This is a genomic window from Arthrobacter gandavensis (genome assembly GCF_015355785.1).
GTDB classification, from domain to species: Bacteria; Actinomycetota; Actinomycetes; order Actinomycetales; family Micrococcaceae; genus Arthrobacter_B; species Arthrobacter_B gandavensis_A.
On sequence record NZ_JADKYW010000005.1, the window covers coordinates 1,097,789 to 1,117,425 of the forward strand.

The 19,637-nt window shown below is 67.2% G+C and carries 18 protein-coding genes; 5 read left to right on the plus strand and 13 right to left on the minus strand.

The window, feature by feature from the left end:
• The first annotated feature begins 255 nt into the window (after nucleotides 1–255).
• Nucleotides 256–639, plus strand: a complete 384-nt coding sequence (locus ITX31_RS10280) for a DUF1304 domain-containing protein (RefSeq protein WP_194783270.1) — start codon at nucleotides 256–258, stop codon at nucleotides 637–639.
• Here ITX31_RS10280 and ITX31_RS10285 read toward each other — a convergent pair.
• The 8 genes from ITX31_RS10285 to ITX31_RS10320 all read right to left on the minus strand — a co-directional run bounded on the left by ITX31_RS10285 (nucleotide 626) and on the right by ITX31_RS10320 (nucleotide 8,577).
• Nucleotides 626–1,543 (minus strand): DNA-3-methyladenine glycosylase family protein, encoded by a 918-nt coding sequence (locus ITX31_RS10285; protein WP_323745644.1) that lies wholly within the window; start codon nucleotides 1,541–1,543, stop codon nucleotides 626–628. The genes ITX31_RS10280 and ITX31_RS10285 overlap by 14 nt on opposite strands.
• Nucleotides 1,544–1,578: 35 nt before the next feature.
• Nucleotides 1,579–2,265, minus strand: a complete 687-nt coding sequence (locus ITX31_RS10290) for an alpha-ketoglutarate-dependent dioxygenase AlkB family protein (RefSeq protein WP_194783271.1) — start codon at nucleotides 2,263–2,265, stop codon at nucleotides 1,579–1,581.
• Entirely contained in the window at nucleotides 2,262–2,861 is a 600-nt protein-coding gene (locus tag ITX31_RS10295) for a methylated-DNA--[protein]-cysteine S-methyltransferase (protein WP_194783272.1), read from the minus strand. Before ITX31_RS10295 ends, ITX31_RS10290 begins: the two co-directional genes overlap by 4 nt.
• Complete coding sequence (locus tag ITX31_RS10300; RefSeq protein WP_416354806.1) at nucleotides 2,858–3,331, minus strand: RNA polymerase sigma factor; 474 nt, start codon at nucleotides 3,329–3,331, stop codon at nucleotides 2,858–2,860. The genes ITX31_RS10295 and ITX31_RS10300 overlap by 4 nt, the downstream gene beginning before the upstream one ends.
• Before the next feature lie 48 nt (nucleotides 3,332–3,379).
• Nucleotides 3,380–4,825 (minus strand): ATP-binding protein, encoded by a 1,446-nt coding sequence (locus tag ITX31_RS10305; RefSeq protein ID WP_194783274.1) that lies wholly within the window; start codon nucleotides 4,823–4,825, stop codon nucleotides 3,380–3,382.
• Nucleotides 4,826–4,839: 14 nt separating this feature from the next.
• Nucleotides 4,840–6,015, minus strand: a complete 1,176-nt coding sequence (locus ITX31_RS10310) for an acyl-CoA dehydrogenase family protein (RefSeq protein ID WP_194783275.1) — start codon at nucleotides 6,013–6,015, stop codon at nucleotides 4,840–4,842.
• Complete coding sequence (locus tag ITX31_RS10315; RefSeq protein WP_194783276.1) at nucleotides 6,012–6,896, minus strand: amidohydrolase family protein; 885 nt, start codon at nucleotides 6,894–6,896, stop codon at nucleotides 6,012–6,014. The genes ITX31_RS10310 and ITX31_RS10315 overlap by 4 nt, the downstream gene beginning before the upstream one ends.
• Before the next feature lie 160 nt (nucleotides 6,897–7,056).
• Nucleotides 7,057–8,577 (minus strand): SulP family inorganic anion transporter, encoded by a 1,521-nt coding sequence (locus ITX31_RS10320; RefSeq protein ID WP_194783277.1) that lies wholly within the window; start codon nucleotides 8,575–8,577, stop codon nucleotides 7,057–7,059.
• Nucleotides 8,578–8,719: 142 nt separating this feature from the next.
• On the opposite strand from ITX31_RS10320, the gene ITX31_RS10325 reads away from it, so the two are divergent.
• Complete coding sequence (locus ITX31_RS10325) at nucleotides 8,720–9,298, plus strand: GNAT family N-acetyltransferase (protein WP_228529135.1); 579 nt, start codon at nucleotides 8,720–8,722, stop codon at nucleotides 9,296–9,298.
• A gap of 574 nt (nucleotides 9,299–9,872) precedes the next feature.
• Here the strand turns inward: ITX31_RS10325 and ITX31_RS10330 are convergent.
• The 4 genes from ITX31_RS10330 to ITX31_RS10345 all read right to left on the minus strand — a co-directional run bounded on the left by ITX31_RS10330 (nucleotide 9,873) and on the right by ITX31_RS10345 (nucleotide 15,464).
• On the minus strand, nucleotides 9,873–10,940 hold the full coding sequence (locus tag ITX31_RS10330; RefSeq protein ID WP_194783278.1) for a serine hydrolase domain-containing protein: 1,068 nt from the start codon (nucleotides 10,938–10,940) through the stop codon (nucleotides 9,873–9,875).
• 58 nt (nucleotides 10,941–10,998) lie between these two features.
• A complete protein-coding gene (locus tag ITX31_RS10335; RefSeq protein ID WP_194783279.1) occupies nucleotides 10,999–12,342 on the minus strand; it encodes a diaminopimelate decarboxylase in 1,344 nt (447 codons plus the stop codon).
• 70 nt (nucleotides 12,343–12,412) lie between these two features.
• On the minus strand, nucleotides 12,413–13,981 hold the full coding sequence (locus ITX31_RS10340; RefSeq protein ID WP_194783280.1) for an N-acyl-D-amino-acid deacylase family protein: 1,569 nt from the start codon (nucleotides 13,979–13,981) through the stop codon (nucleotides 12,413–12,415).
• 7 nt (nucleotides 13,982–13,988) lie between these two features.
• Nucleotides 13,989–15,464 (minus strand): Na+/H+ antiporter NhaC family protein, encoded by a 1,476-nt coding sequence (locus ITX31_RS10345; RefSeq protein WP_228529136.1) that lies wholly within the window; start codon nucleotides 15,462–15,464, stop codon nucleotides 13,989–13,991.
• Between the two features lie 173 nt (nucleotides 15,465–15,637).
• Between ITX31_RS10345 and ITX31_RS10350 the strand changes: the two genes are divergently transcribed.
• The 3 genes from ITX31_RS10350 to ITX31_RS10360 all read left to right on the plus strand — a co-directional run bounded on the left by ITX31_RS10350 (nucleotide 15,638) and on the right by ITX31_RS10360 (nucleotide 18,990).
• Nucleotides 15,638–16,315 (plus strand): response regulator, encoded by a 678-nt coding sequence (locus ITX31_RS10350; protein WP_194783281.1) that lies wholly within the window; start codon nucleotides 15,638–15,640, stop codon nucleotides 16,313–16,315.
• A 69-nt stretch (nucleotides 16,316–16,384) separates the two neighbouring features.
• On the plus strand, nucleotides 16,385–17,269 hold the full coding sequence (locus ITX31_RS10355) for a dihydrodipicolinate synthase family protein (protein ID WP_194783282.1): 885 nt from the start codon (nucleotides 16,385–16,387) through the stop codon (nucleotides 17,267–17,269).
• A gap of 71 nt (nucleotides 17,270–17,340) precedes the next feature.
• A complete protein-coding gene (locus ITX31_RS10360; RefSeq protein ID WP_194783283.1) occupies nucleotides 17,341–18,990 on the plus strand; it encodes a RecQ family ATP-dependent DNA helicase in 1,650 nt (549 codons plus the stop codon).
• 81 nt (nucleotides 18,991–19,071) lie between these two features.
• Here the strand turns inward: ITX31_RS10360 and ITX31_RS10365 are convergent, their stop codons facing one another.
• On the minus strand, nucleotides 19,072–19,551 hold the full coding sequence (locus ITX31_RS10365) for a CinA family protein (protein ID WP_194783284.1): 480 nt from the start codon (nucleotides 19,549–19,551) through the stop codon (nucleotides 19,072–19,074).
• Between the last annotated feature and the right edge of the window lie 86 nt (nucleotides 19,552–19,637).

A 19,637-nucleotide genomic window follows, 5' to 3' on the forward strand; every position in this document is an offset into this window, starting at 1 on the left:
CTCCTTTTGGGGCTGTTCTTGGGGCTAACCGGCGTTGACGGCGTTTTGGCGGGCAGCTCGGTGCGCCCACGGGGCACAGCGGCGCTGCCGCCAGTTCAAGGCTAGCCGCCGATTAGTCTCCACCGCCAACTGGGAGCGCCGCCCACCCTTGGCGGCCATGGCCCGGAGTGCAAGGATTGGCCGGACCGCGGACCGCTGCGGACCGGTTTGCCGAACAGGCGCCCGGCCGCGCGGTCCCTGCCCCGAGGGGGTTCCGTGCTGGTCGCTGCCGCAATCTTCACCCTGGTCTCCGCCGCCGTCCACTTCTACTTCTTCGTGCTGGAGTCCCTTCGCTGGAACGTTCCGGAGACCATGGGCGTGTACGGAATCACATCCTCCGTCGACGCGGAGACCACCCAGCCGCTGGCCTACACGCAGGGCTTCTACAATCTGTTCCTCGGCGTGGGTGCGGTACTGGGAGTGCTGCTGCTGGGGGTGAGCAGTCCCGTGGCCGGTTTGACGCTGATCAGCTTCTCTACGGCCTGCATGGTGCTGGCCTCGGTGGTGCTGCTGGCCAGCAGGTGGCCACTGGTACGGATCGCGCTCATCCGGGGCATTCCGGCGCTGCTCGCCCTGGTGCTCGCCCTTATGGGGTCCTGACATTCGCCAGCCGGCCGGAGGCCGCCCTTGCTGCGGGGGCGTCATACGCCGCAGCGGTCCAGAGATGGAACAGCGCGTAGGCACGCCACGGCCGCCACGGTTCCGCCAGCGCCGCGGCCTCCCACGGGGTACCCACGCCGAGCGCCCGGCGCAGTACCAGGTCCCCGGGCACGAACGCGTCCCGGTCCCCGGCGGCCCGCACCGCCAGGTAATCCACGGTCCAGGGACCGATTCCCGGCAGTGCCAGGAGCTCGGCACGGGTGCCGGCAGCGCTCCCTGCCAGCTCCAGCCCGCCGGCCACTGCTTCTGCCAGCACCTGGATAGTCCGTGCCCGGGAACCGGTGATCCGCATGGCAGCCTGCAGCTCGTCCGCACTGGCGCCGGCCAGGCGCTGCGGTGACGGAAAGAGCCAAAAACCTCCGGGGCCCCGGGTGCCGAATTCGGCGACGAGCCGGGACCCGAAGGTCCGTGCCGCAGCCAGCGAAACCTGCTGCCCCAGCACGGTCAGCACGGCGGTTTCCCACGGATCCACACTGCCGGGGATCCGAAGTCCCGGCCGTGCCTCCACCAGCGGAGCCAGGAGCGGAAACCCGGAGAGGAAATGGTCGACGGCGGCGCCCGGGGCATCCAGGTCCAGCCAGCTGCGCAGCCGGGCCAGCGCAGCCTCGTCCTCCGCCGGGGTCCCGCCGGCAAACCGCACCGTCACACTGTCCGGAGCCCCGAACCGGACCTCAGCCAGCACCGGACTTTGCTGTGTCGGCCTTTCGGACGAATGACCCCCGGACGCCGGCAGCAGCCGGGTGACCGACGCGGACGCGCCGTCGAACTGCACGGATTCAAGGCCGGGCACGGCGTGGGCGGCGAGGCTTCGGACCAGCGGAATCCAGGGAAACGGCTCAGGCACCGGGATGCGGTGGGTCCTCTCCCCGGGCAGGCCGGTCACCCGAGCCCGGTCATGCGCAGGGTGATGTTGATCCGCCCGGAGTCGAGTCCGGTCGCCGGACCAGCGGTACCGGGAAGGGTCTTTGGCACCCCGTGGTAGGCGAAGCGGGAAGGCCCGCCGAACACGAACAGGTCCCCGGAGACCAGTTCCAGGTCGGTGTAGGGCTTGGTGCGGGTCTGTGTATTCCCGAACCGGAATATGCAGGTGTCGCCGATGCTGATGGAGACCACGGGTGCGCTCGATCGCTCATCCTTGTCCTGGTGCATTCCCATGTGCGCGCCGTGGGCGTAGAAGTTGATCAGGGCCGTGTCCGGGGTGTAGTCCTCCGGCGCCATGATGTCCGGTGCGTAGCCAGCCTCCCCTTCCGCGAAGTACGCGGCTCGGAGGGCGTTCCGCCCCAGTTCAATCAGCCACTCCGGGACGTCGGCAACGCGGCCGCCGCCGGCGTCGTCGGCCGTTCGGGTGTATTTGTATGGCTGCCAGTGCCAGCCGAGGCAGACGGTCTGAACCGACATCCTGTGCCCGCCGGGCAGCACCGCGGAGCGCATGGGGACCGGCCCCACCGCCCAGGCCCGGCAGGCTTCGACGATCCCGCGCTGGCGGGAGGGTTCCAACCAGCCGGGTACGTGAACGGCCCCTGCCGAGGGTGCGGAACGTTCGCGGGGGAACAGCTGGCCGGTCATGCTGCAGCCTCCATCGCCAGGAGGGCGGCCTTGGCTTCCGTGCCGCCCAGGTAGTTGCCGATCTTGCCGTCCGAGCGCACCACGCGGTGGCAGGGCACCACCACCGGCAGCGGATTCCGGGCACAGGCGGTGCCCGCCGCGCGGACGGCTCCGGGGTTCCCGGCGAGGGCAGCGAGGGCGGCGTAGCTGGCCGTCGAGCCGTAGCCGATGTCAGCCAGGCGCTCGACGACGGTGCGCCGGAAGCCGGTGGCCAGGCGGAAATCGAGCGGCAGGCTAAACTCCCTGCGGGTTCCGGCGAAGTACTGACCCAACTGACGGACAGGCTCGGCGAGTCGCTCCGGAGCTTCCAGGATCCGCGGGCTGACGCGGAGCGCCAGCTGCGCCAGCACGGCGTCGTGCCCTTCGATGCCGAACCCGACCCGCACCAGCCCGGCCGGGGTGGCGGCGAGCAGCAGCTCCCCCACGGGTGAGGGCATCACGGTGTAGGCGACGTCGAGCAGATCCTGCTCCTGCGCCGCGCTGGACAGCCGCGCGTGCAGGCGGACCAGCGTGGCATCTTCACCGGTGCTGAGCATGTCCAGGGTGTTTGGCGTCATCGCAGGTCCTCCGCTTCCAGTGTTCGCAGTTTCTTCATGCCATCTGCGGCAGAACGCCGGCAGGCGGCCTCCGTGCTGCCCAGGATGACGGCGACCTCCGCGAAGGGCAGTCCGGCAAGGTGGTGATAGGCCAGGGTTTCGCGCTGGCGCTGCGGGAGGTTCCGGAGCGCCGCCCACAGGCCGTCGTGCTCCCCAAACCCGGCGGTCTCCGGTTCGGCCCGCTCCGGCAAGTCGGGGACCGGAACCGGACGGCGCGCGTCAGCCCGGGTCGCGTCAATCGCTTTGCGTTTGGCGATCGTCACCAGCCAGGCCTGCACATTCGCGCCCGGCGGCAGCGAGGGATAGGCACGCAGCGCCGCGAGGAACGTCTCCGACCACGCGTCCTCGGCGTCGTCCGGGCCCAGGACAGCGCGGCAGACGCGCAGCACCACGGCTCCGTGTTCCCTGACGATCGCTTCGAACGGTTTCACTTCCACATACTGTAGACGCGCGGCCGCCCCGGTTTGTGAGGTGCTGCCTCAGGACCAGGCGATACCCGGTCCGGATGTGCCCGGAAACGGACCCGATCCGTTCGCCGCGAAACCGGCCGCCGGGTCCGCACCGCCGAGCAGACTGCGCGTCATGGCTTCCCGCTGGCCGGAAAGGTCTTCCGCAGCCGAGAGCAGGTGTGCGTCTGCGGGCTCCTCGCCGGCTTCCGCGGCTGCCAGGATAGCCCGGCGGATCAGTTCCCGGGCGAACGACGCCGTAGCCCCCTCAGCCTTTCCGGCAACCTCTGCCAGCACGGCGTCGGAGAACGTGCCCGCCGGGGCGTAGAGCTGCAGCAGCCGCATCCGGTCGGCTTCGTCCGGCAGCGGGATCTCTACCGCAAGGTCCACCCGTCCGGGCCGCTGCGCGAGGGCGGGCTCAAGCACGTCCGCACGGTTGGTGGTCATGACGAACGCGATGTCCGCATCGGCGTCGAGTCCGTCCAGCGCGTCGAGGACCTGGAACAGCAGCGGCTGGGGGCCGTGGCCCATGCTGCGGTCCTCAGCCACCAGATCGATGTCCTCCAGCACCACCAGGGACGGGGCCATGGCACGGGCAAGGCTCGCGGCCTGGGAGATGGCGCCCAGTGCCGCGCCGGTGAGCAGCACTGCCGTCGTGCCCGGGCTTTCACTGAGCAGGTGCCGGACGGTGTGGGTCTTGCCGGTTCCGGGCGGGCCGTAGAGCAGCACGCCGCGTTTGAGGTGCTGCCCGGCCGCCTGGAGGCGGCCGCGGTGCCCGGCGATCCCCAGGACGTGGCTGCGGACGCGGTCAAGCACGCCCTCGGGCAGGATCACCTCATCGCGGGAGAGCTCCGGCCGTTCCAGGAATGTGACGCCGGCGCCGCTTTGGCCGTACGGGTCAAAGCCCAGGGACACCACTTGTCCCCGCAGGACGCTGTTGGACCTAAGGTCCCCGTGAACTGCTGCCAGCACCGCCGCTGCGGCGGACCGTTCCAGGGCCATGACGGCGAGGTTCACGTTCGGGCTGCCCGTCTGGGCGTTGCCGTTGCGCTGCATCACGGCCACCGGCACGCCGCCATGGCGGAACAGCCGGATGCCCAACGCTACGGCTTCCCTGCTTTCCTGCGGGCCCACGGCTACGTTGACGTAGTCCGGCTGGCCTACATTGATGAAGCCGTAGCCGTCCTCCTGTGCCACGTCCGCGAGGCTCAGGTGCTGCCGCTGCTGGCCTCCGCCCAGACCGATCAGCGAGTTCCCCGGGTCCTCCAGCGCCAGCCGTTCCAGCGCAATGTCCACGTCTGCGAACCGGTGGAAGGGGATTTCCTCGGTCACGATGGGCACGTCCTGGGCGGACACTCCGAGATGCCGGCTGATAACGTCCCGGAGCCTTTCGCGCCCGGTGGACTGGGTACGCTGCTGCTGGGCCAGCTCTATGGCCGTGTTGAAGCTGGCCAGGAACTCCGCAAGATTCTTCTCCATGCGCGCCGAGACTATCAGCGGAAGGCGCCCACTCCCGTGATTGAGCGGCCCAGGATCAGGGCGTTGATGTCGTGGGTACCTTCGTAGGAGTAGACCGCCTCCGCATCGGCGTGGAAACGCGCGACGCCGGTGTCCAGGGTGATGCCGTTGCCGCCCACCACTTCGCGGGCCAGCGCGACAGTCTCCCTCAGCGACGTGCAGGTGAACATCTTGGCCATGGCCGAGTCCTCGTCGCGGAAGATGCCTTCCTCCTGCCGCTGGGTCAGCCGCACCACCATGCCCAGGGACGCCGTGAGGTTGGCCAGCATCGTGGCAAGTTTCTGCTGCGTAAGCTGAAAGGAGGCCAGCGGCTTGCCGAACTGTTCCCGCTCCAGGGTGTACCGGACAGCTGCCTCATAGGCGCCGGCCTGCATCCCGGTGGCAATCCAGGCGACGTCGGAGCGCAGCCGGCGCATCAGGGCAGCAACGTCCTTGAAGGAATTGATGTTCGCCAGCCGTGCGGAGTCCGGGACCCGGACGCCGCGGAGCTTAATGTCGAAGTTCTGCATCATCCGCAGCGAGGTCTTGCGCAGGATCTTGGTGAGCGTGACACCCTCGGCCTGCCGCGGCACCAGGAACGCCTTGACCTGCCCGTCGGCCACATCCCGCGCGAAGACGGCCAGCACATCAGCGGTGCCGGCCCCTCCGATCCAGCGCTTAGCGCCGTCGATGATCCAGCCGTCGCCGTCGCGGCGGGCGGAAGTAGCCAGTCCGCCGGCAATGTCCGAACCGTGCTCCGGTTCGGTGAGCGCGAAGACACCGGTGTACTCGAAGGAGCGGATCCCGGGGTCCAGCTCGGCGGCCTGTTCGGTGCTGCCGCCGTGCAGGACGGTGGAGCGGAACAGGCCGGACTGGGCGTTGTAGTACGTGGCCACCGAGGCGTCCGTGCGGGCCAGTTCGAAGTTTCGGAACCCGCCGTAGAGTCCGGAGGTACGGCCACGGCTGTCGGTGGCGCCGTCGGGTTCCATCAGGTTGAGGTCCACCAGGGGCCGGCGGACCTGTTCCGGGAACTCGCCGGCCTCCCAGTAGTCGGCCAGCAGCGGGGAAACCTGTTCGTCCAGGACGGCCCGCAGTTTGGCCAGGGCTTCCTGCTCGGGGCCGGTCAGCAGTTCCGAGTAGCCGTACCGATCTGCCGGGTAGAGCCCGCTCATGATCCGAGTCCGAGCAGGCGGACGGCGTTCTCCTTCAGGATCTTGGGGCGGACTTCGTCCTTCATGTCCAGGGCATCGAAGTCACGCCGCCACCTGTCGGGGGTGATCAGCGGGTAGTCCGATCCGAAGAGGACCTTGTCCTGCAGCAGCGAGTTTGCGTGCCGCACCAGGTTCGCCGGGAAGTACTTGGGAGACCAGCCGGAGAGGTCGATCCACACGTTGGCCTTGTGCGTGGCCACGGCGATGGCTTCGTCCTGCCACGGGACGGAGGGATGGGCCATGATGATCTGCAGGTCCGGGAAATCGGCGGCGACGGCGTCGAGCAGCATGGGGTTGGACAGGCCCAGCTTGAGGCCGAATCCGCCCGGAAGCCCGGAGCCGATGCCGGTCTGGCCGGTGTGGAACAGTGCCGGCACTCCGAGGTCCTGGATCAGGGACCAGAGCGGGTAGAACGTGCGGTCGCTGGGGTCGAAGTTCTGCACGGTGGGATGGAACTTGAAGCCGCGCACCCCGTAGTCCCCGGCTAGGACCTTGGCGCGGGCCAGCGCGTCGGCACCCGCGGTGGGATCCACCGAGCCGAAGGGAATCAGGACGTCGTTGTTGCGGGCTGCCCCTTCGGCGATGTCCTCGCTGGAGTTTGGAGAATGGCCCAGGGCCTTGGAAGCGTCCACGGTGAAGACGACGGCTGCCGTTTTCCGCTCCCGGTAGTACGCGGCGATCTCATCGAGCCCGGGACGGGGGCCGTCGGTCTTGAAGTGCTTGGATGCCGCGTCCACCAGCGGCTGCGGAAGGGCGTTGTGCCCGTGATCATCCACTTCAATGTGGACGTGGGTGTCAATGGCATCCAGGGCCGCGACGTCGAGGCCGAGTGTGTAAACCATGGGTGGGGCACTTCCTGTTGTAGCTGACCAGCGGGTTCACCTCATCCTGTCTACAATAGTTGAGAAAGTCAACGGTTCTCTTCCCCTCGAGAGGCCCGTTAGGGCTCCTTTGAACGCTCAAAAGAGCCGTAAGTGGCCTCTCGAGGTTGCTGTGCGCCCGCTACGGCAGGTTCCCCGTCAGCTTCTCCCGAATGGCGGCTGACGCGCGGTTCAGGCCAGCAATTTCCACGGTTTTGCCGCGGGACCGGTACTTCTCGGTGATTGAATCCAGTGCCGCCACCGTCGAGGCATCCCAGACGTGCGAGCCGCTCAGGTCAATCACCGCCTTCGCGGGATCGGCGGCGTACTCGAACTGCCTATAGAGGTCATTGGAGGAGGCGAAGAACAGCTCGCCGTGCACCAGGTAGGTGACGGTGCCGCCGTCGTCCGCCAGGGTGCGCTGCACGGTGACGAAATGCGCCACCCGCCGGGCGAAGAGCACCATGGCGGCCAGCACTCCGGCTCCGACGCCGATCGCCAGGTTATGCGTGAGAACCGTGGCCAGCACGGTGATGAGCATGACGGCGGTCTCCGACTTTGGCATGCGGCGCAGCGTGGAGGGGCGGATACTGTGCCAGTCGAACGCGGCGTACGCGACGAAGATCATCACGGCGACCAGCGCGGCCATGGGGATCAGCGCCACGACGTCGCCCAGCACCACCACCAGAATCAGCAGGAACACCCCTGCGAGGAAAGTGGAGATGCGGGTGCGCGCACCGGAGGCCTTCACGTTCATCATGGTCTGCCCGACGACGGCGCAGCCGCCCATTCCGCCGAAGAATCCGGTGACGATGTTCGCGATGCCCTGCCCTGCCGCCTCACGGGGTTTGGAGGAGCGGGTATCGGTGATGTCATCCACCAGCTTGGCGGTCAACAGGGACTCGAGCAGGCCCACGAAGGCCATCGCCACGGCGTAGGGAAGGATCCGTTCAAGGGTTTCCAGAGTCATCGGCACGTCCGGGAAAAGGAGCGACGGCAGGCTGTCCGGCAGCGCACCCTTATCCCCCACGGTGGGAATGTTCCAGCCCGCGGCCACTGCGGCGACCGTGAGGAGCACAATCGCGACCAGCGGCGCGGGCACCGCCGTCGTTCGCCGCGGCAGCAGGAACACGATGAGGAGTCCGACGGCGACAACCGGGTACACCAGCCAGGGCACGCCAATGAGTTCAGGCAGCTGGGAGGAGAACACCAGGATGGCGAGCGCGTTCACGAAGCCCACCATCACCGAACGCGGAATGAAGCGCATCAGCTTCGCCACGCCTGCCAAGGCCAACAGGATCTGCAGCACACCGGCGAGGATCACCGTCGGCACCAGGTAGTCGACGCCGTACATGGCCACCACGGGTGCGATCACCAGGGCGACCGCCCCGGTGGCGGCGGAAATCATGGCGGGACGGCCGCCAACGAAGGCAATGGTGACGGCCATGGTGAAGGACGCGAACAGGCCCATCCGCGGATCGACGCCGGCGATCACCGAGAAGGCGATCGCCTCCGGGATGAGTGCCAGAGCGACGACGAGACCCGCAAGCACTTCGGTCTTCAGCAGGCGCGGCGAGCGCAGGGTGCCCAGCACGGTCTGCCGTGCGGTGGGGGCGTCCGGTGCGGGGACTGTCTCCGGTGAAGGGACGGCAGGAAAGGACAAGGCGGTTCCATTTCGGGTACGGGGAAATCCGGCGGCCGGGGCGGAGTGCCGGGGCCGTTCATCGGATCCGCTTCAAGGTTACCGCCGCCGCTGCCGGTCCGCTTGTCGCCGCTGGCGGCCGCGGTGCCCAATACTGGGTGCCATGCCGAAAGATGCCATGCCCCTGCCGCCGTGGCCGGCCGGCGCCCCGGGCTTCGGCCGGGTGCTGCTGCGTCCGGTGAACAGCAGCGATGCCGGCATGGCGATGGCACTGGCCACGGACCCCTATGTGTGCGCCACCGGAACGCTTCCGCTGAACGCCGGCGAACAGGAGGCGCTGGCCTGGGTGAGACGGCAGCAGGGCCGGCACCGGGAAGGCCGGGGCTTCTCCTTCACCATCGAAGAACGGGCATCGAGCCTGCCGGTGGGGCACTGCGGGCTTTGGGTGCAGCACCTTGCACACGGACACGCGAGCGCGGGGTACGCCATTGCTCCTGGCTTTCGGGGCAGGGGTTTGGCAGCCGACGCACTCGCCGCTCTGACTGCCTTCGGCTGGTCCCTGCCTGGTCTGAGGCGCATCGAGCTGTTCATTGAGCCTTGGAACGCCGCGTCGGTCCGAACCGCCGAGTGTGCCGGGTACGCGCCCGAAGGCTTGCGCCGGGATTATCCGCTGGCTGGCGGTGAGCGGCGGGACATGCGGGTGTTTGCGGTGCTGCGGCCGGATAAGGTTGCCGCAGACTAGACACACCCAAAAAGAAAGCAGAGCACTTGGAAGAGGAACGCACCTTTGTATCCGGGGTCAGCAGATGGCGCGCCGACGGGTCCAAGCTCACCGCAAAATTCGGAACTTGGCAGGGGCGGGAGTACGAGCTCCGGAATGTCCGGCCAAGCGAGGACGGAATGCTGACCCTGGTCAGCCGGTCTGACGAACGCCCCGGCGGTAACTGGAGGAGCATCCGCCGCCACCCCAGTAATTTCGCCGCCACCCCGTTGGAGCATGTGCTGTCCGTGCCCGCCACGGAGGTCTCAGGCATTGTCCGGGTTACGGTCACGGGAGACCTGGGGCGAAACCGGAGGGTTCAGATACTGGCTGAAGACGGGGAAGGGAGGCTTGCAGTCATGCAGTCCAACGACTGGCACGAGTCTGATCAGCGCCGGATGATCGCCTATTGGGACTTCTCCCCTTTCTCATCCAACGAGCCGCTTTCGCAGCAGAGCGTATCTGGGTGGATACCCGCCGACCGCGTCCGGGACATTCAGACCGTGAGTGAGCATTTCCAACTTCCTGCCACCCCGCCTCGGGCCGCCTCCGACCGTCAGCCAGCCTCCAGCAGGGAAGTGACCTCCCGTAGCGGTCCCCACACCCCGTCTTCGGAGTTGGATACCAGCGCCAGGGTCACATCCGCATCGGGGTAATAGCCCAGGAAGGCACTGGCCCCGGCGTTGATTCCGTCCTTGTACAGCGAGCGGACCTCGCCTGTGGGACCCAGCCGGAACTCAAGCCCCAAGCCGTAATGCAGCTCACCGGCGTCCAGGCCCGAGTGCTTGACCTGCGGCGTGAGGAACGCTGCCGTGGACTCAGCGGACAGCAGCTTTCCGTCCCGGACGGCGTCCAGGAACCGGATCAGGTCCGACGCCGTTGCGTGGGCACCCACGTCCGGCGAGCCGATGGGCGGGTAGCTGAAAATGTTCTGCCGCCAGGAGATCACCGTCCCGGCCTCATCGCGGACCGGGTCCCAGCCCTCCGCGACATTCCGGACGGCGTCGCGCATTGAAAAGAACCCTGAATCCTCCATGCCCGCCGCCGCGAACACCTGTTCGCGCACATAGTCCCGGTAGCTCCTGCCGCTCACTGCCTCCAGCGCAAGCCCGGCGAGGATGTAGCCGCAGTTGCAGTAGCGGCAGCCGGCGCCCGGGGCGAAGTTCGGTTCCTTATGCACGAACTGCGGCAGGAAATCCGCCGTCCGGGTGACCGTGTAGGTTGGCTTGTCAGTCCACAGGTCTTCATAGGATTCGCCTGCTTCCTCGTCGGCGTCGTCCCCGATGCCTGAGGTGTGGGTCAGTAGCTGGCCGATGGTGATCTCCGGCTCTATCCGGGTGCCTTCGAGCTCAACGAACCGGCTTATCGGACTATCAAGGGCGAGAGTTCCTGCGTCCACCTGCTGCAGCACCGCCACCGCGGTGAAGAGCTTAGTGACGGAGGCGACGTCGAACCGGGTGCCCAACGTAACCGGCACGTTCCACCGCCGGGATGCCACCCCGTACGCGCCCGAGAACAGCTCCTCGGCTCCGCGCGCCAGGTGAATGGTTCCGGAAAACTCTTCCTCGACAGAAGCTTTCCGGAGGATTCGGTTCACGGATTCCGTGTCGATGTGGGACAACATAGCCGCATCGTACTGTGCGGCCGGGCGCCGTGCCCGCCGGGGAGGCCGGCACGGCGGCCTATTCCGCCACGAGAGCACGCGGCCAGGGCGTCCGGTCCGCGGCGTGCAACACCTTCCCGCTGGCCTCCAGCAGGGCCTCCATGCTCTGCTGCCCCCGGAGCAGGGTGAACCGGACGCCGCCGTTATCTTCGAGGGCCGCGCCGTAAACCGGCGGCTGCTGGATCGAGTTGTAGGTGAACGGGGTGCTGGCGTAGTAGGCGCCGGTGTCGAGCAGGGCCACCAGATCCCCCGGTTCCAGCAGGGGCAGGTCCCGGTTACGGGCAACCACGTCACCGGCGAAGCAGCAGGGCCCGGCCACATCCTGGCCAACCTCCGCGCCGGCTTTCCGGCTGCCGTCCGCGGTGTGGGCGGAGACCCGGAGCGGCCAGGCTTCCGGCATGAACACCGTGCGTGTGGCAACCTGCGCACCGGCATGGGTAATCGCGATGTGCTGGCCGCCGGACACCTTGGTGTATTCCACGAAGGCCGCAGTGAACCCCGCCTTGGCCAGGATGCTGCGGCCAAACTCGGTCACCACGGAGTAGCCGCCGCTGAACAGGGCGGGAGCGCTTTCCTGAAGTTGGGCAACATACGCATCGAAGGCAGCCACCGGCTCATCGGACTCAAAGTCGACCGGCAGGCCGCCGCCGATGTCGATTGTCCTGATCTGCTGGAAACCCGCGCGCCGGTTCACTTCCTCCGCCACGTCCACCACCTTGGCAATGCCCGCACCGATGAGCGGCAGGGGGCAGCCCTGCGATCCCACGTGGGTATGGATCCGGTTCATCGCGGGGTCCGCGGCGTACGCAGCCAGGATCTGCTCGCGCAGCCCCGGGTCCTGGAGCGGCACACCGAACTTGGAGGACGCGCCGGCCGTACTCATCGCGGCGATTCCGCCCAGGCCGATCTGCGGATTGATCCGCAGGCCCAGGGAAGATCCGCTGGGGTTCCGCGTCCGGATCGCGTTGATCCGCTCCAGTTCCTGGAAGTTGTCAATGTTCAGGGCGATGCCGGCGGCGAGCGCCTGACGCAGTTCCCTGGCGGTCTTTGCGGGGGAATCGAAGACGATTTCCTGCGGGGAGAACCCGGCGGCCAGCGCCTGGGCCAATTCCCCCTCACTGGCCACCTCACAGCCCATGCCGAGGTCACGCAGCCCGGCCAGGACCGGAACAATGGAGTTCGCTTTCGCGGCAAACGCGTGCAGCACCTGGACCCCGGCGGGGAAAGCGCGCATCAGGGCAGCGACGTTCTCAGCGGCCAGGTCAAGGTCCAGGAACGCGGCCAGCGGTATTTCCTCCGGCTCAAGCAGCCCCCCGGCCACCGCGGCCTGCAGGATTCTTTCCCGCCGTGCAGGCCCACTCATTGTTTCCAAAATCCCGTTCCCAACTCTCGTTTCGTGTACTGTTCCATGCCCGTGCACTGTCACGGCCCCCCTAAAGGACGCGTCCGGCCCGGACGCCCGTCGCCGCGCCGTCGGCCCAGACGGTTTCCCCGCCCACGACAACGTGTGTGATGCCGGTGGAGAGCTGCCAGGGCTCGCTGTAGGTGGAGTGGTCCGCGACCGATTCCGGGTCAAAGACCGTCAGGTCCGCCGCCTTTCCGACGCCGATGGTTCCGCGGTCCGTCAGGCCGGCGCGGCCGGCGGGCAGCGAGGTCATCTTGCGCACGGCCTCCTCCAGGGAAATGGTGCCCAGTTCCCGGACGTAACGGCCCAGCACCCGGGTGAAGGTTCCGAAGCTGCGCGGGTGGGGGGTTCCCGCACCGGACTCCGTCATGATCCAGCCGTCGCTGGCGACGGCGACGAACGGATCCCGCAGCGCGGCCTCGACATCGGCGTCGGCCATGGCGTGGTTAACGATCGCCACGGTTGCCCGGTGCTCTGCGAGGACATCCAGGGCCGCGTCTGCCGGAGAGAGTCCGGCGGCGGACGCAGCGTCCGTCAGCGGGTGACCGATCCACGGCGAGTATTTCCCCTGCGGCATGCTGGCCAGGACGATTCCTGCCGGGTCGATTTCGCCTTCGAAGCGCTGTGCCAGCGCGGTGCTGATCCGCCGGCGTTCGGTCGGATCGGCGAGCCGGGCCAGCAGCGCCGGCCCGCCGCCGTCGAGGCTCCAGTCCGGAAGCCGTGAGTTCAGCGTGGTGCTGGAGGCCGTGTAGGGATACACGTCTGCCGTGACGTCCAGCCCTTCCGCCCGGGCATCGGCCATCAGCTGCAGGGCGTCAGCGACTTTGCCGTGGTTCCGCGGACCCATGGCCTTGATGTGGGAGATTTCCAGCCGCACGCCGGTGGCCCGGGCGACGGCGATGGCCTCCGCCACGGCCTCGAGCAGGTGGTCCGTCTCATTGCGCATGTGGGTGGAGTAAAGCATCCCGCAGTCGGCGGCTGTCTGCGCCAGCGCGGTGACCTCCTCGGTGCTGGCATAGGAACACGGTGCGTAGATCAGTCCGGTTGAATAACCCCTCACCCCCTGGGCAGCAGCCTCCCGGAGCAGGTCCTGCATCTGCTCCAGTTCACCCGGCGCCGGTGCCCGCTGTTCGTCACCGATCACTGCCAGCCGGAGGGCGCTGTGGCCCACCTGCAGCGCGGTGTTGACGGCAGGCCGGGCAGCGGCCAGGCTGCCGGCAAAACCGGAGGCATCCTGCCAGTCCCAGGGCAGCACGGGTTCGAGGAATGACGCCGCGCTCTTCAGCGCGTCTACATCCTTCAACGGAAACGGGGAGCTCCCGCAGTTGCCGGTCAGCAGGGTGGTGACGCCCTGGCTGATCTGGGTGAGTGCCTGCGGGTCGGTTCCCAGCGTGAAGTCCGCGTGCGAGTGCAGGTCAATGAAGCCGGGGGCCAGCACCTGTCCGCCGGCGTTGATGACGGCGGCGGCCTGCAGGACCGTATCGGAGACGGCGGCGATCCTGCCGCCGCGGATCCCGACGGCGCCGCTCCGGGCCGGGGCTCCGGTGCCGTCGATGATGCGTGCGTTGTTGATGGCCAGGTCAAACGTGGTGGTCATGGGGTCCCTATCGAGTCTGGATGAAGAGCATGATGCCGTACATCAGGCAGGCCGGGATCAGCAGCATCCAGCCGGTGATCATCATGTTCTTCAGGTTTTGGGAGCGGGCCAGACCCATCACGCCCACCATATTGGCGTTGGGGAATGGACCGTAGGTGTCCGCTTTCGAGGCGAAGAGCAGGATGATGATCCAGCTCGCCGGGGTGATGCCGAGGCTGGTGCCCAGAGCTCCGAAGACCTTGTGCAGCAGGACCACCTGCGCGGCGGTGGCGCCCGGCACCCCCACCCAGCCGAGCAGTGCGATCAGCACCGCGAAGACGAAGGCGGAACTGCCGGCCAGTCCCACCTCGAAGTATCCGAGGACGACGTCGAACGGAGCCAGCCTGTCGATAATGATGAACAGCGCCGCCAACAGCCAGAACAGGATGAACATGCTGACCATCGACGCTGCGCCCTTGTACATCAGGGCCATGGTCTGGGTAATGCCCAGCCGTCCGGCGAGTCCGGTGGCGATGCCGATGACGGGCAGGGCCAGCAGCGGGAAGGCGGTGCCCGCTGCCGTGACAATGGCATACGCCACGCTGGCAGCCAGCACCAGGGCAAACACGATGGTGGTAAACCCGGCCCGGGCCGGCCCGGCGGCGTCATCCGCTGCGGCCTCGTCTGACTGATAGTGGTCGCCGGTGTTTTCGGTGCGCCGCTGCATCCACTGGACGATGAACGGGCCCAGCGCCAGGGACAACAGGGCCAGCGGTCCGGCACCGTAAAGCAGGTAGTCAAGGTAGCCGACGCCGGCCGCGGACATGATGGCGACGTTTGAGCCGGCGAACGGGGCCACGGCCAGGCCGGCGCAGCCGCCAATGAACATCATCGATGCCGTGGCGGAGCGGGTGAAGCCCAGCCGGGCGGCGATCGGCAGCAGGATCGGCGCCGCAATGGCGAGTGCCCCGGCAAGGGTGCCCAGACTGGCCACGAGCAGGCCGGTGGAGATCATCACCCCGAAGATCACGGCCACCGGGTTGTTCTCCCCGACCGCCCGCATGACTCCACGGACGATCATGGTGGCCACACCCGTCTTCTTCAGCACCTCGCCAACGCCGGCGCCCAGCATGATGATCAGACCGATCATGGTGACCAGGTCCGCCAGGGAGTCCCCCAGCAGGACGCTGAACTCCACCGGGGTGGGGTGCAGGACCAGGACACCGGAGAGGAGCGCCACGAGCGTGGCAACCACAATGTCCATGCCGAGCAGGCAGAGAACGGCGTACAGGGCAATGGGAAGCAGGCCCCACAGCGTGGGGGCTCCCGCGGAGAGACCGCCCACCAGTGATGCGAGCAGCCCGGCCACTGCCAGTGACCACAGCATGCGGGTCCGCGCCGGTGTGTTCCCGCTTTCTGCGGCGGAAACCGCCGTGGAGCCCGGGCTCTCCGGCCGGCCGGCGCCCTGCGCCGGCTGAGGTTCAACGTGTCTGCGCATAATCATCTGGTTTTCTTCCTTATTAACCGGGGCTGGGGGCGTGTCTCCCGGGTCTGGGATATTCCTGTCTCGACGCTAGGCAGGATGCCTGGGAAAAAGATCAGTCTTCGAGGATGAGATTGGGCGTAAAGTTCAGAGCCAAATTAGTGACGGGCGGTTAACGGGCGGAAACTGGTCCGGTGACACATTCCACGACGCACGGCTCTTTCCCCTCGCCCGGCGGCACGCAGCTCACGGAGATCCTTCCGGAGGCAGCGCTGACCAGGATTCTTCTGGTGGAAGACCATCCGATCGTGCGGCTGGGGCTGCGGACCGTGCTGGAAGCGCAGCCGGACCTGGAGGTCTGCGGTGAGGCGTCGTCGGAATTACAGGCTCTCGGAGCGGTGAAAGATGTCCGCCCTGACGTGGTCATTCTCCCGCTGCGGCTGGGCGGGGAACTGCGGGGCGTGGAGCTATGCCGAGAAATCAAGAATGCCACCGATGCACCGCACGTGCTGATTTACACGTCCTACAATTCCCGTGAAGACGCTTCGTCGGCGTATCTCTCCGGTGCCGACAGCTTCCTGCACAAAGGGGAGAAAACGAGCCGGCTGCTGGACACGATCCGCGCTATAGCGTCCGGCCGCAGGGTCTGGATTCTGGGGTCGGAGAGTGCCGAACAGCTTGAGGGCCTCGAACAACGGGTGCAGGGCTCCCGGATCACTTCTCGCGAACGGGAAATCCTGGGGTTTATGCTCCAGCGCTTCACGAATGCGGAAATTGCCAACGAACTTTTTATCGAGATTCCAACAGTAAAGTCGCACGTCAGCAGCATCCTGCAGAAGCTCGGACTCCGCAGCCGACAGGACTTGTTCTAACATCCGGATGCTGCGCCCCGCGGCAAGATGGCCGAAGCGGGTAGCAGGCACACCCCGAGAGGAATTTGCATGTTTACCGCCCTGAGCGCTTTTCCCCTGACCCCGCTGCGGAATGACGCCGTGGATGAGGCTTCCTTTTCCGCTCTGGTGAACCGGCTGGCAGACTCGGACGTTGATTCAATCGCGGTGCTGGGCTCCACCGGATCGTACGCCTACCTGAGCCCGGAAGAACGGCGGCGCGTGGTGCAGCTGGCTGCCGCAAATGCCGGAGCGAAACCGCTGATCGTGGGGGTGGGTGCACTGCGGACTTCCGAGGTGCTGGTCAATGTCCGCTGCGCGGAAGATGCTGCTGCCGCGGGAATCCTGCTTGCTCCGGTGAGCTACCAGCGCCTGACGGAGGACGACGTCCTCGGCCTGTTCCGCGATGTCACCGCCGCCACCGATTTGCCGGTCATTGTGTATGACAATCCCGGCACCACCCATTTCACGTTCAGCACCGCGCTCTACGGACGGATCGCGGAGCTGCCGGGCATAGCCTCCATCAAGATTCCTCCGGTCTCCGCTGCAGCGGCCCCGTCCCGGGTCGAAGAGGTCCGCGCCGTAGTTCCGGAACATGTAACCATTGGGATTTCCGGCGACGCGGCTGCGGCGCACGGGCTGAACGCTGGATGCGATGCCTGGTACTCAGCGGTGGCCGGCACGCTGCCGGAGCCGGCCGTTCGGATCATGCGCGCCGTGGCTAAGGGCCGCCCCGACGATGCCGCGGCGGAGTTAGCCCGCCTGTCACCGCTGTGGGAGCTCTTTGCGGAGCACGGCAGCGTGCGGGTCATCGCGGCCGTCGCCGAGCACCTGGGTTTGGTGCCGCAGGCATGCCTGCCGCTTCCTGTCCGGGGACTGGACGCCGGGGACCGGCTGCGGGTTGCCGGCGTCGTCGAGGAGCTCGCCCTGGCGTAGGCCGCCGAGGCGACAGGCAGGCAGCTTTATCAGTAAGCTGATAATCCGCTTAATTCCCAGGAGGAATGCCCATGTCACCATCCCGCGCCGACCTGCAGCGCACCGCCTCGGAGGTCTTCGGCTGGGAGGACTTCCGGCCCGGCCAGCTCGAGGCGATGGAGGCCGCCGTGAACGGGCGGGACGTCATCTGCGTCATGCCGACCGGCGCCGGGAAGTCCGCCGTTTACCAGGTGCCCGCCATGGCCCTGCCGGGCACCGCCGTCGTCATTTCCCCCTTGATCGCGCTCCAGCGTGACCAGGCAGAGGGCATCAACGAAGCCACCGGCGCCACGCGCGCCTACGTGCTGAATTCAGCCCAGCCGCAGGGTTACTGGGAGGAGGCCTGGTCAGCTGCATCCCGGGAGGAAGGCCCGGAGAAGGCCAAATTCCTTTTCCTGGGCCCGGAGCAGGTGGCACGGGAGGAAGTGCTGGATCAGCTGCGGACACTGGAGGTGTCCCTGATAGTGATCGATGAGGCGCACTGCGTTTCCGCCTGGGGACATGACTTCCGCCCGGATTACCTGCAGCTGGACCAGCTGGTGCGTGCACTCGGCAAGCCCGTGGTTGCCCTCACCGCCACGGCAGCACCCCCGGTGCGGGCAGAGATCGGTGAACAGCTGGGTGTGGACAGCCCGCAGGAAATTTCCCTGGGGTTCGACCGGCCCAACCTGCACCTGGCCGCCGCGCGCTACGAGGACGCTGAGGACAAGCGCCGCGCGGTGCTGGAGCAGGCCGGGACGCTGCGTTTCCCGGGACTCGTGTACGTGGCCACGCGCAAGGAAACCGAGGAATACGCCGAGGCCCTCCAAGAGGCCGGGCTGAGGGCCGACGCGTACCACGCGGGCCGCAGCCATGAGGACCGGCACCGCATCCACGAACAGTTCCTGGCGGATGAGCTGGACATCGTGGTGGCAACCACCGCCTTCGGCATGGGCATCGACAAGCCCAATGTCCGGTTCGTCGTGCATGCGGACATCCCCGATTCCATCGACAGCTATTACCAGGAGATCGGCCGCGGGGGGCGCGACGGCGAGCCCACCGAGATCTTCCTGCACTACCGCACCGAGGACCTGGGAATCCGCCGGTTCTTTGCGGCCAAGGCACCGGATGAAGAAGCGCTGGTGAGGCTGTTCCGGGCGGTGAAGAAACGCAGCGAGCCGGTGTCCGCAGCGGAGCTGCGCGACGAGCTGGACCTGAATCCGCGCCGCTTCGCATCGTTGCTGGGCCTGCTGGAGCAGTCCGGCTCGGTCGCCGTCTCTGAGGACGGCTACCTGGCCCGGGGCGGGGTGGGCGCCAAGACCGCGGTCAGGGCAGCCCTGGAGTTCTCCGAGAAGCGCCAGAATATCGAGGAATCCCGGCTGGAGATGATGCGTCAGTACGCGGAAACCGGTGAATGCCGGCGCCGGCTGCTGCTCAACTACTTCGGTGAAGACGCTCCGGATATGTGCGGCTACTGCGACAACTGCGAGCGCGCGGAAGCAAACGGCGAAGAACTGGGTCCCGGGGAGTCAGAGACGCCCCAGCCGTTTCCCCTGCAGTCCGGCGTTATCCACGCTGAGTGGGGGCCGGGAATGGTCATGAGCTACGAGGATGAAACCGTCACGGTGCTCTTCGAGTCCGAAGGCTACAAGACCCTCTCCGTGGAGCTGGTGCTGGACAAGGGGCTGCTGGAACCGGCCTGATGGCCGGTTTGGCCCGGCAGCATGGCTGCCGGGCCGGGCGCCATAGGCCTGCAGGGCGGGCGCCGGGCTGGTCCGGACCCGCTACGCGTTCTGCGCCAGCTCGTACAGCTTCTCCAGCGCCGCGGCTTCTGTTTTCTCCAGGACTTCCGCCGGTTCACCGTCAAAGGAATACCTGGCCGAGCCGGTTTCGCCCCGCAGGCTCCAGCCGATGAAGACGGTTCCGGACGGCTGGCCCTCCAGCGGGCCCGGGCCTCCAGCACCCGTGGTAGAGATGGTCAGGTCCGCGTTGAAGAGTTTCGCGGCGCCGGCGGCCATCTCCTCGGCGCAGCGTGCACTAACCACAGGGCCGTCGCTGACCCCCAGCACGGTCTGCTTGATTTCCGTCAGGTAGGCAACGATTCCCCCGCTGAGCCATTCGCCGCTGTTGCCGCCCTTACCCAGGGCGCCGGTGAGGTTTCCGCAGGTCAGGGACTCAGCGAGTCCCACTATGAGCTTGGCCCGTTCAACTTCCTCTGCGATCCGGTGCGGGAGTTCTTCCAGCGCGTTTTCCACTGCGTCCATTTAGGGCTTTGCCACCTTTCAGCGTTCGTATGCTATTGATTACTAACGGTACTTACTATTTACACCACTCGCACGGCAGCGCCCTG

Bases quoted from the DNA above. Each gene is read 5' to 3' on its own strand.
- ITX31_RS10330 (WP_194783278.1), bottom strand. From the start codon at position 10,940: ATGTTGTCCCACATCGACACGGAATCCGTGAACCGAATCCTCCGGAAA.
- ITX31_RS10355 (WP_194783282.1), top strand. From the start codon at position 16,385: ATGTTTACCGCCCTGAGCGCTTTTCCCCTGACCCCGCTGCGGAATGAC.
- ITX31_RS10365 (WP_194783284.1), bottom strand. From the start codon at position 19,551: ATGGACGCAGTGGAAAACGCGCTGGAAGAACTCCCGCACCGGATCGCA.
- ITX31_RS10345 (WP_228529136.1), bottom strand. From the start codon at position 15,464: ATGATTATGCGCAGACACGTTGAACCTCAGCCGGCGCAGGGCGCCGGC.
- ITX31_RS10315 (WP_194783276.1), bottom strand. From the start codon at position 6,896: ATGGTTTACACACTCGGCCTCGACGTCGCGGCCCTGGATGCCATTGAC.
- ITX31_RS10290 (WP_194783271.1), bottom strand. From the start codon at position 2,265: ATGACCGGCCAGCTGTTCCCCCGCGAACGTTCCGCACCCTCGGCAGGG.
- ITX31_RS10360 (WP_194783283.1), top strand. From the start codon at position 17,341: ATGTCACCATCCCGCGCCGACCTGCAGCGCACCGCCTCGGAGGTCTTC.
- ITX31_RS10325 (WP_228529135.1), top strand. From the start codon at position 8,720: ATGCCGAAAGATGCCATGCCCCTGCCGCCGTGGCCGGCCGGCGCCCCG.
- ITX31_RS10310 (WP_194783275.1), bottom strand. From the start codon at position 6,015: ATGAGCGGGCTCTACCCGGCAGATCGGTACGGCTACTCGGAACTGCTG.
- ITX31_RS10295 (WP_194783272.1), bottom strand. From the start codon at position 2,861: ATGACGCCAAACACCCTGGACATGCTCAGCACCGGTGAAGATGCCACG.
- ITX31_RS10335 (WP_194783279.1), bottom strand. From the start codon at position 12,342: ATGAGTGGGCCTGCACGGCGGGAAAGAATCCTGCAGGCCGCGGTGGCC.
- ITX31_RS10305 (WP_194783274.1), bottom strand. From the start codon at position 4,825: ATGGAGAAGAATCTTGCGGAGTTCCTGGCCAGCTTCAACACGGCCATA.
- ITX31_RS10340 (WP_194783280.1), bottom strand. From the start codon at position 13,981: ATGACCACCACGTTTGACCTGGCCATCAACAACGCACGCATCATCGAC.